Genomic DNA, 9,205 nt, shown 5'->3' with positions numbered 1-9,205 from the left:
GAATATGGTTTTCTTTAGATACAATACTGTCCAGATTATTAAACAATCCATTCGTACAGGTACCGACCATGATCCCAATTAAGACCTCCGTTGTCTCAGGCGTAGCATTATCCGAAGTGGATGGTGTCACGAAGATGCTACTGATGAAAAGAGTTAAAGGTGACTATTGGTGTCACGTCGCAGGCTCAATTGAAGAAGGCGAGACCGGATGGCAAGCGATTGTCCGCGAGTTTCGGGAAGAAACCCAGATAAACGTATCGTCCCTTTACAACGCTCAATACATCGAACAGTTCTATGAATCGGATGCCAATGTAATCGAGCTTATTCCTGTTTTTGTCGTGTTATGTGAAGCGAACCAAGCCGTTAAGCTCAATGATGAACACACAGAGTTCAGGTGGTGTACGCTCGCAGAAGCGAAAGCACTAGCTCCATTTCCAAGTCAACATCAGGTGTTTGAACATATTTGGGCTTACTTTGTGCACCAGACCGTCAGTGAACTCTACCGAATCCCTCTCGACTGACAAGCTCATTTCCTCGCCATAACTCACTGTTGATTTATACAGTGATTGGTTCTAGTATTTGTAGCAACGACGCAGATCAATCCGCGCTTAATATGATTTCAAGGCTGGGAGAATTAAAATGATAAAAGGAAGTTGCTGCTGTGGCGCTGTTCAATTTGAGCTGAGCGATGTCCCAACGATGATGGGAACATGCCATTGCACACGATGTCGGAAAGTTGGTGCAAGCACCTTGGTGTTTGTAAAGTCAGAATCCTTTCACATCACGCGGGGTCTGGACAAGATTACAACCTACAAGGCCGAACCGCCCTATCAGTACGATCGATGTTTTTGTTCAGTGTGCGGGTCCGCTTTGGGTGAAGTACTATCGACAAGTGACTCATTCCCGATTGTGGCCAACTGCATTGATGATGAGATTGCGCTTGAGAACTCGTTCCACGAGTTTGTAGCTGAAAAGCCAAGTTGGTTAACAATCGGCGATTCAGCGAAGCAGTTTTGCCAACACCCAGAGTTCTAACGGTAACAACCTCGTGGCTTCAGCGGCGCCATAAGCAGAGGGTATCGACATGAAAGTCACAGGCAAATGTTTGTGTGAACAGGTGCGTTATCAGATCAATGGTCCGTTACACAATGCCAGTCATTGCCATTGTTCGATGTGCCGACGCCAACACGGTTCAGCCTTCGCGACATACGCGAGTGTCACACCCAGTAATTTTACCTGGTTAAGCGGGAGTGAACTGGTAGAGTGCTATGAAACAGCCAATGGTGGCGGGTGGTGTTTCTGTCGAGTGTGTGGCGCCACTTTAGCTGGCATGGACAATGGCCAGATCACCAGCATCACTCTGGGTACCGTCGAAGGCGATCCTGGGATCACCCCTCAGTATCATATTTTTGTCGACTCGAAAGCGAGTTGGTACACAATCAGTGATAAGCTTGTTCAATACAGTCAACGCAAGCCAGACACTCCTTCAGACCACTGAATGTTAAGGGTTTGACAATCCGGCGCCAACAAACGACGATGGATATATGAAAACAAATCTTACTCAGCCAACCGTTCGAATTATCATCATTCCGTAGGAATGGTGGGAGTTCTGACGCGCGCTAAAGTTCGCAAACCCACCTAAAGAGGTGGGTTTGTTGTTTCTGCCTCTGGGTATACGAGATCAAAAGGAGGTAATATGAAGAGAATTGCAGTTTTCGGAAAACCAGGGAGTGGAAAATCGACGTTGAGCAAAGCGCTCGCACACGCAACCGGCATTCCATTGCACCAGTTGGACTCCATCGTCTATCAGAAAAATGGGGAGCAGATCGACAAACGTTCGACCAAGTCCACGACGCCATACTCACATCTGACTACTGGATCATTGATGGCTTCGGACCCTTGGCATCCTTTCATCAACGGCTGGAGTCTGCAGATACACTGGTTTACATTGATCTGCCCTATCTAACCAGTTACTGGCTGGTCACAAAGCGACTACTGAAAGGGCTATTCGTCAAACCCGAAGGTTGGCCAGAGGGAAGTTCTGTCGTGAAAGGCACATGGCAAAGTTACAAAACACTGAAGCGTTGCCCGGCATTCTGGAATCATGAATTTATGTTCAACCTCGAGAAATTGTCAGTCGACAAGTCCTTGCATGTGATCCGGTCCGTGTCTGAACTAAAGCAATTTATAAAGCGGCACACAGCATAACCGCCGCAATCATCAAACGCCGTCATAATGTGCCGGCGTTCCTCATTCTTCATCGCCGCTGTCTCATTTTCGCTACCCGTGAATCCAACCTTACAGCAGTTAACCAAGACTTTTGAACTAAACTTTACGTGAACCTAAGGAGGCCGTTATGCCTAAATTCGTGATTGAAAGAGAAGTTGAAGGAGCGGGAGATCTCTCAGCCGAAGAACTGAAAGGTATTTCGCAAAAATCATGCAGTGTACTCGAAACGTTAGGGCCGAAGATTCAGTGGCTGGAAACCTTCGTCACGCCCAATAAGATTTACTGCATTTTCATTTCTGAAGATGAATCTCTGATTCGAAAACACGCAGAAATGGGTGAGTTCCCGGTAAATCAGGTCAACGAAGTCAAGTCCGTAATAGACCCTACCGCAGCAGAATCCGCTTAATACCCGCAATAGGTAGTACAGGTACCGTTCAAGGTGATGCAACGCATCGAGGTAAAGCGTTTGCTATCACCTTGCCTGCTCCGCCCCTGACCCGTTAGTCATACCCTGCCAAAATACAGAAAAATATCAAGATAAGCTTATGATTAAAATAAATAAAATGACTACCATGTCAAATAAGTCCAACTGATATTCTGATTTATATACGCTCAAATCGTTGAACACCGCCAATACCCTGCTAAATTTTAAGGGTATTAAGTTGGTAATCAAGTTGTGTATGGCTACCACACCGGATAGTCACAAAGGAGCGTGATATGTCCAAAGAACTCATACTTATGTTGCATCCGATGTTCGGGATTCTCGCACTGATTGCTGCGGTGTGGGTTTTCGTCGATACATTGAACTCTTCAGATGCAAGCTCATCGCGAATCAAAACGTCAAGTTCACTGGTCGCGGTATTCATGTGGCTAGCCTATGTCGCGGGTGGATATTGGTATGTGGTTCACTACGGCGGTGACAAAGCACTGATCAAAGCAGGCCCCTGGCCGTTTGCGCACTCCTTTGTCATGGAAACCAAAGAGCATCTGTTTCTGATGTTGTTATTGCTCTCTACCTTTCTGCCTATGATGTCGCTTTGTGACACGTCCAGCCACTCGTCTAAAAGGAAGTTAACCCTTTGGACATCGGCTCTCATCATCATCCTCACGCTGGCGATGGAAGGCTCGGGCGCGGTGATCACCATGGGTGTCAAAGCCGCCTTACTCGCCACCTAACAGAAGGATCGCAATCATGTCTGACGAACACGCAAATCAAGAAAAAACATCGAAAGCCGATCACGTCGGTGCGTTTTCCGCTGCATTCGGTCTTTCCTACGCGTTAACCAGCGTATTTAGTGCGCTGCTTGTGGTGATTAAGGAAAGCAGCGAGAGTGTGCATCATGTTCTGGCTGTCATCACAGGTCACCATTGGGTGACACACGGCTTATTGGACATCCTGCTTTTTGTGGGGCTTGGCTTATGGCTCTACCGCTCTCGCGGTGATCAACATATGGCTGTAGATGCCCTGATCGCCATTATCGTCGGGTCGACTCTGGTCAGTACGCTGATCATTGCTGGCTATTTCATCTGAGTCAGCCGTTTGGCCGATACTCCGTCCAAGCATTGATTTCAGTTGGGCTCAGTAGAGGAGTCAATGTTGTCTGTGATCAAGGTAACATTGACCTTAGGTACGCTTTTCTGGTCAGCTTGGCCATGAGAATGACAGCAGCCACATGAATGGCAACAGCAACCATCGTCAGATTCGCTAAGGTTTCATGTACCTCTTCTAACCAGTCAGAGCCCCAAAAATAGTCCGTTTCCATCCCCCACCCCGAGCTAGCGGTCGCGATCAGCAAGCTCCACAATACCCAGACCATGATGGCGCCAGCGGGATTATGTCCATTATGTTTGTCTTGACGAAACAGATACACATCCATCAAATGACGGACAGCCTTTACTGGATTGGGAGCAAAGTGGCTTAAACGCGCCGGCGATGCCGTGAGCATCCCCCATATCAAACGGACGATCACACTGATCAAGATGAGATAACCCGCCCATTCGTGCCACTGACCGCCCTCTTCAAGAACAAAGAAATTCGCCATAAAAAGTATTGCAGAAGTCCAATGGGTCGCTTTCACGACCCAATCCCATTTAAACGACTCAGTCATCCATCTCGACCTTTACTTTGTTCATATTGGTCGGGTCGAAATAAATCTCTATCCGCTTGTCTTTGGCAGTGTAACCATACAACTCGTAGCAACCCGTACCGGTCTTCTTAAACTCTTTAATTCGGTACCCCATTTCTTCTACTTTCGATTTAGCATCTTCGATGGAGAGCCACTGTACCTCTGGCTGCGCTGTACAGGTTGGGTCAGCCAACGCTACCGATGAACTGCCAAATAAAATACAGAAAGCCAAGCCAAGAGTGATTCGCTTCATTAGATCGTTCCTTGTCGTTGAATTATTCAACCTGATGCTAATGAACAAAACTTAAGATTCCCTTAAGACGCCGAAATAATAAAAGAAAGGCCTCCGCATGGAGGCCAACTTAATGTAGATGACTTGATTTTATTGTGTGCTGGCCAAAATAGGATGACTATCGTTTAATTGCAACAAATCCCATAAGTTGCCATACAGATCGCGAAACACGGCGACCGTGCCGTACTCTTGCTGCTGAGGATCGCGAACAAATTCGATACCGTCTGCCACCATGCGATTATAATCGCGCCAGAAGTCATCGGTATTGAGAAACAGAAATACCCGTCCGCCGGACTGGTTACCGATATATGAAAGCTGCTCTGGTTTGGATGCTTTAGCCAGCAACAGCGTCGCACCTTGAGAGCCTGGCGGTGACACCACCACCCAACGCTTATCTTGCTCTGGTTGATACGTATCTTCTATCAGCTCAAACTTAAGTTTGTTGATGTAAAAATCTAACGCCTCATCATAGTCCCGAACAACTAGTGCGATATGAACAATTGATTGTTTCATTCTATATATTCCAAGGTCTAAAAAGTTGGTCGCATCACATTTGTGGTTCAGGCAGTTCTGGCGATGTGTTGTCGACATAAGTCAGAAAACTCGCCCAGAGTTCATGGGTACGCAGTTTGGTCAGCTGTGTTTTACACGTCAATACCATGGTTGTTCGAATCGTACCCTCTCGCCATTTGGTGAGGATTGCCTGGCAATGAGCCTCGTAATATTGCTCCCAACTCTGCTGCGCATTTAAGATAGCCTGAGACAACTCTCTGTCATCTTGATTGAGGTCCAAGCTGGTTTTGAGATAACGTTGTAACTCTTCCTGTGCCTGTTCAAGCTCAATCGATGCACAATGGTTCACCTCATAATTTGTTGCCGCCTTGGCACAGTCGATCTCACCTGAGGTAGCCAATACTGATGTAGTCAGCAATGACGACAGCAACACGGCCCCGTATTTCATCTTCATATTGTTCACAAGTTCCGGTTCTTCATCCCCACACGGTGTCATACTAACAGGCGTGGCGCAACGCTTCCTTCAGTGTCCAACGTCACCAATGATAAATACATTTCGCTCACGAATGCACCTCCGCTGCACTATCATCATTAGCTTTCTCAAAACGCTTCCAAATTTACGCTCTATAGCAATAACGGAAAACCGCCACCAGCGCTCGCCTTACTCATCCAACGTTATTTTCCCAACATACGCAGACAAGAGAGCAAATCTCATCATGCCATGACACTTTGGATAGAAAGCCAAGTATCAAGGTTTTGTTATGTGATTGTTGCTCGCGATCTGCCAATCTAAAACAGATACAATCGATATGCATTAAGTACAATAAAAAGGAAATAACATGAAAACTTTGATTTACGAAACTTTGATTCGCCTGACAAGCCAAGAACCAGAACAGCACGCACAAATCCGACAAAATCTTTACGAGCAGTTGGATTTGCCTTTCGATAAACAATTGGCCTTATACGCCTGTGCTCTCGGACCGGCAAGTTCGGGTAAGCTGGAAAGTAGTCAAAGTATTAACAATGCCGTGGATAGTGCGATTAAACTGTTGGAAACTCCTGAATATTGATTCGCTTGCTATCACTGACACGGCCCACTACTTCTAACGGGCCGTTTTTGATCTGCACGCAATCTGCCGTATCGCACTAAAATAGTATCCAGCATCGATAAGTGCAGGTGCTAATGGGTTAAATGTCGAATCACATCCCCTTCGATGGCTTTCAAGATGGATAAACCTGCGGTTGACTCACTATCAATGGCAACCCAACCATCCGTCCCCATAAACTCAACACTAGAATAGTGAATAGTAACTTCATCATTGTGACCAGAAAGGACACCAGCCAACTTGAAGATACCGATGTGTGTGGTTATTCGAGTGATTGTAAACTCCATCTATGTTCCCTCTGCTCTTCGGTATTACGATACAGCTTCCAAGTTTCATGATATTCAAAAACTGGGTTCCAACAATTTAGCGGATAGATATCGGGTATACCTTAGCCAGCGTTTGGTTTTGTCAACTTGTTAATTTTCTGAAGCGATCATATCAGATGCCTCATTCAGTTTTTCCGTTGCGAGCTTGACTTGCTGTTGTATAAACCGAAAAAAACTGTCTTCATCAATAAACGGGTTCAATGCGCTGGTCGTAGTTTTCCTGTCTCGATTGGCAAACAAGTTATTTTTGTGCGGATGATTTGCCAGATTAACTACGACTGACGGCTCTTCAGCGGCCAACTTCCTGATTCGGGCCATACTCACAAAAAACGTCTTCATGAGGTGAGGGTCTTGAAAATTGACTCCATGCCCCCCCACGACAAACGCACGATACAATTGGCCATTATCTTTCACCATGAAGTCTATGGACAAATCGCCCTCTGTATGGCCTGGCGTAATATAGACGGTAAACTGAGTATCTCCGAGCACAATACTGGATCGGTCTTGGGCAAACCATTGTACTTCAGGGGGCAGGAACTTGTGCTCGCCGCGACTTTTATCAGCTTGCTCTTTAGCCAACTCAAGTGCTTTTTTAGTCATAATCACACTGGCGCCATATAGAGACTGGAGATACTCCGCGCCTCCTACATGATCGGAATGCCCGTGAGTGACTAAGATGTGAGTGACTGGCTTTCCCTCTAACCCCATTTTTTTGAGGTTGATGGGTATCCACTTGCTGTATGGAAAATCGAGCGAGTCTATGATGACCAAGCCAGATGATGTCTCGACAACATACGACGAAACCCACCGATCGCCAACGTAGTACACATTGTCAAACATTTTGAAAGGCTCAACATATCCATTTTCATCATTCATTTCTGGAGCCTTTACGCCCGCCAATGCTTTAATCGAAATGATAAAAACAACAGCAACGATAAGCTTTTTCATGTAATTTCCCTAACTATTCAGGCGTCGTTCATTCAATACCAGCAAACCCAGACCAATGCGCTGTGATTACAACATCTGACGAAAATACCAAGTTCTATAACTCTCTCTTGAATATGTTGGCATGTTGAAGTTTAGGTCGCGCTGCCAAAATGTATTTTCCATCAGCTCTAGTGAATACAGCCAACAGGGGGAGACACACAAATAAAAATGCAGCGCCAGGAGATAAAGAATATTCTCTGCTGGCTGATCGAAAATTTTACTTACGAATTCGTAAATGCGGCTCAAAGAACTGATTATTTATCTACACAGACTCTAGCACAAAAAGTGTAAAAAATGAGGCTGGATCATACCCTAATACTACACGCGAAGAAGTTCGTAAAATAGCGAAAGAGCTTCGCACGAAAATGGTATTGACCTTAACATATATCGTGAGAGACAAGGGCAAGAGCGCTCCATTGAAAATGGGTTTACCTTCGAGTTGGTTGCCGAGCGTATGCTTGAAAGAGACAAACAAGCGTAAAAAGTGAATCGAAGAAGATCAAAGAAAGCGGTAACAACACCTGCTACTTTGGCATTTCTATTCCGTCTCGTTCTATCTTCAAAGACCAATCCCCGAGTACAATCCTCGGAGGATTGGCCTTTTTATCCCGGGTCAAATTTTCAAACCACTAAGTACCACGTCTAAACTGCTTAAAGCCTGATAAAGCGCTTGTTCATCATCTTCACTCTTTGCGATCCATAGTGCCATATCCATCAAGCCTCCATTGAGCAGACGGGCCAACATATCTGGGGAAGTGGGTGTTATAGTCCCTTCATCCATCAAACCGCCAAGCATATCCGCGATAGACGTCAGGCAATCCAACCGCATACTTTGTAACTCATCTGCATCCAAAACTGAGGAAGCATCCCTTAGCAGAATGCGCTGTACTTCAGGCTCAATCGCCATTTTTAAGTAGGCGTGACAACGTCCTGTAAACGCGCTCCAAGCATCTGGAGCATTTGCCGAAACATTGGCCAGTCGTGCATCAAGCTCACTATCGATTTGTGTTAACACGGCACAAAACAATCCTTTCTTATCACCAAAGTGATGGTATAGCGCACCTCGCGTCAGGCCTGCTTTCGCTGTCAAGTCATCCATAACCGTCTGAGCATACCCTACGGTGCCAAAGTGTTCCCTTGCTGTCGCCATCAGTTTTAGTCTGGTTTCTTCCATCATTTCCGCTCTGGATCTTCTGGCCATATCGATTTCCGTTAAAAATTTGTTGCATTTATAGTTGACATACGTAGTGTATGTCAATAACTTTAACATACGCAACGTATGTCAATAAACAACACAAAGTAAGCAACAACGTCGGAGTTTCCATGGCTAACCCTTACAAACAACTGTTCCGAGTCCGGGGAACAGTTGCGTTCTCATTTGCTGGACTATTAGCACGCATGCCGATATCCATGACAGGCATTGGTATCATTACCATGTTGTCACAAATGAAAGACTCATACTGGCTGGCGGGCGGGGTCGCGGCAACATTCACTCTAGCAATGGCCCTTCTGGCTCCACAAATTTCGCGAGCCGTTGATCGATATGGCCAAAGTCGTGTATTGCCCATCGCAACAGGTATCCATGTGATCTCTATGACACTGTTACTACTGTGTACACACTATGGT

The 9,205-nt window shown here is 45.9% G+C and carries 14 protein-coding genes and 2 pseudogenes; 9 read left to right on the top strand and 7 right to left on the bottom strand.

Going from position 1 to position 9,205, the window contains the following annotated elements:
* Positions 1-68: 68 nt before the first annotated feature.
* The 7 genes and pseudogenes from CAG65_RS09995 (at position 69) to CAG65_RS09965 (ending at position 3,760) form a co-directional block, all read left to right on the top strand.
* Positions 69-521, top strand: a complete 453-nt coding sequence (locus tag CAG65_RS09995) for an NUDIX hydrolase (protein ID WP_161453526.1) — start codon at positions 69-71, stop codon at positions 519-521.
* 118 nt (positions 522-639) lie between these two features.
* Positions 640-1,035: a GFA family protein gene (locus CAG65_RS09990; RefSeq protein ID WP_161453525.1), complete on the top strand. Its 396-nt coding sequence runs from the start codon at positions 640-642 to the stop codon at positions 1,033-1,035.
* 49 nt (positions 1,036-1,084) lie between these two features.
* A complete protein-coding gene (locus tag CAG65_RS09985; RefSeq protein WP_021705425.1) occupies positions 1,085-1,498 on the top strand; it encodes a GFA family protein in 414 nt (137 codons plus the stop codon).
* Positions 1,499-1,696: 198 nt separating this feature from the next.
* Positions 1,697-2,208 (top strand): annotated as a pseudogene (locus CAG65_RS09980) (adenylate kinase).
* 148 nt (positions 2,209-2,356) lie between these two features.
* Positions 2,357-2,635: a DUF4242 domain-containing protein gene (locus CAG65_RS09975; protein WP_021705423.1), complete on the top strand. Its 279-nt coding sequence runs from the start codon at positions 2,357-2,359 to the stop codon at positions 2,633-2,635.
* Positions 2,636-2,946: 311 nt separating this feature from the next.
* On the top strand, positions 2,947-3,405 hold the full coding sequence (locus tag CAG65_RS09970; RefSeq protein WP_161448122.1) for a hypothetical protein: 459 nt from the start codon (positions 2,947-2,949) through the stop codon (positions 3,403-3,405).
* A gap of 16 nt (positions 3,406-3,421) precedes the next feature.
* Positions 3,422-3,760: a hypothetical protein gene (locus CAG65_RS09965; protein WP_021705421.1), complete on the top strand. Its 339-nt coding sequence runs from the start codon at positions 3,422-3,424 to the stop codon at positions 3,758-3,760.
* A gap of 76 nt (positions 3,761-3,836) precedes the next feature.
* Here the strand turns inward: CAG65_RS09965 and CAG65_RS09960 are convergent, their stop codons facing one another.
* The 4 genes from CAG65_RS09960 to CAG65_RS09945 all read right to left on the bottom strand — a co-directional run bounded on the left by CAG65_RS09960 (position 3,837) and on the right by CAG65_RS09945 (position 5,614).
* The gene (locus CAG65_RS09960; RefSeq protein WP_161453524.1) at positions 3,837-4,337 is read right to left on the bottom strand and encodes a cytochrome b/b6 domain-containing protein; all 501 of its coding nucleotides are present in this window, start codon (positions 4,335-4,337) and stop codon (positions 3,837-3,839) included.
* On the bottom strand, positions 4,330-4,608 hold the full coding sequence (locus tag CAG65_RS09955; protein ID WP_161448120.1) for a PepSY domain-containing protein: 279 nt from the start codon (positions 4,606-4,608) through the stop codon (positions 4,330-4,332). Before CAG65_RS09955 ends, CAG65_RS09960 begins: the two co-directional genes overlap by 8 nt.
* A gap of 129 nt (positions 4,609-4,737) precedes the next feature.
* Positions 4,738-5,160, bottom strand: a complete 423-nt coding sequence (locus CAG65_RS09950; RefSeq protein ID WP_161453523.1) for a VOC family protein — start codon at positions 5,158-5,160, stop codon at positions 4,738-4,740.
* Positions 5,161-5,194: 34 nt separating this feature from the next.
* Entirely contained in the window at positions 5,195-5,614 is a 420-nt protein-coding gene (locus CAG65_RS09945; protein ID WP_040902647.1) for a lysozyme inhibitor LprI family protein, read from the bottom strand.
* Positions 5,615-5,999: 385 nt separating this feature from the next.
* Between CAG65_RS09945 and CAG65_RS09940 the strand changes: the two genes are divergently transcribed.
* Positions 6,000-6,230, top strand: a complete 231-nt coding sequence (locus CAG65_RS09940) for a PAS factor family protein (protein ID WP_021705416.1) — start codon at positions 6,000-6,002, stop codon at positions 6,228-6,230.
* A 110-nt stretch (positions 6,231-6,340) separates the two neighbouring features.
* Here the strand turns inward: CAG65_RS09940 and CAG65_RS22070 are convergent, their stop codons facing one another.
* From CAG65_RS22070 to CAG65_RS09930, 3 genes are all read right to left on the bottom strand, one after another.
* On the bottom strand, positions 6,341-6,553 hold the full coding sequence (locus tag CAG65_RS22070) for a hypothetical protein (protein WP_202599336.1): 213 nt from the start codon (positions 6,551-6,553) through the stop codon (positions 6,341-6,343).
* A 129-nt stretch (positions 6,554-6,682) separates the two neighbouring features.
* A complete protein-coding gene (locus tag CAG65_RS09935) occupies positions 6,683-7,540 on the bottom strand; it encodes an MBL fold metallo-hydrolase (RefSeq protein ID WP_161453522.1) in 858 nt (285 codons plus the stop codon).
* 652 nt (positions 7,541-8,192) lie between these two features.
* Positions 8,193-8,780, bottom strand: a complete 588-nt coding sequence (locus CAG65_RS09930; RefSeq protein ID WP_161453521.1) for a TetR/AcrR family transcriptional regulator — start codon at positions 8,778-8,780, stop codon at positions 8,193-8,195.
* 122 nt (positions 8,781-8,902) lie between these two features.
* Here CAG65_RS09930 and CAG65_RS09925 point away from each other — a divergent pair.
* A pseudogene (locus CAG65_RS09925) lies at positions 8,903-9,205 on the top strand (MFS transporter); the annotation flags it as partial.

This window comes from Vibrio sp. V39_P1S14PM300 (assembly GCF_009904765.1).
GTDB lineage: Bacteria > Pseudomonadota > Gammaproteobacteria > Enterobacterales > Vibrionaceae > Vibrio > Vibrio proteolyticus.
This window is presented reverse-complemented; position numbering and strand designations above follow the sequence as displayed.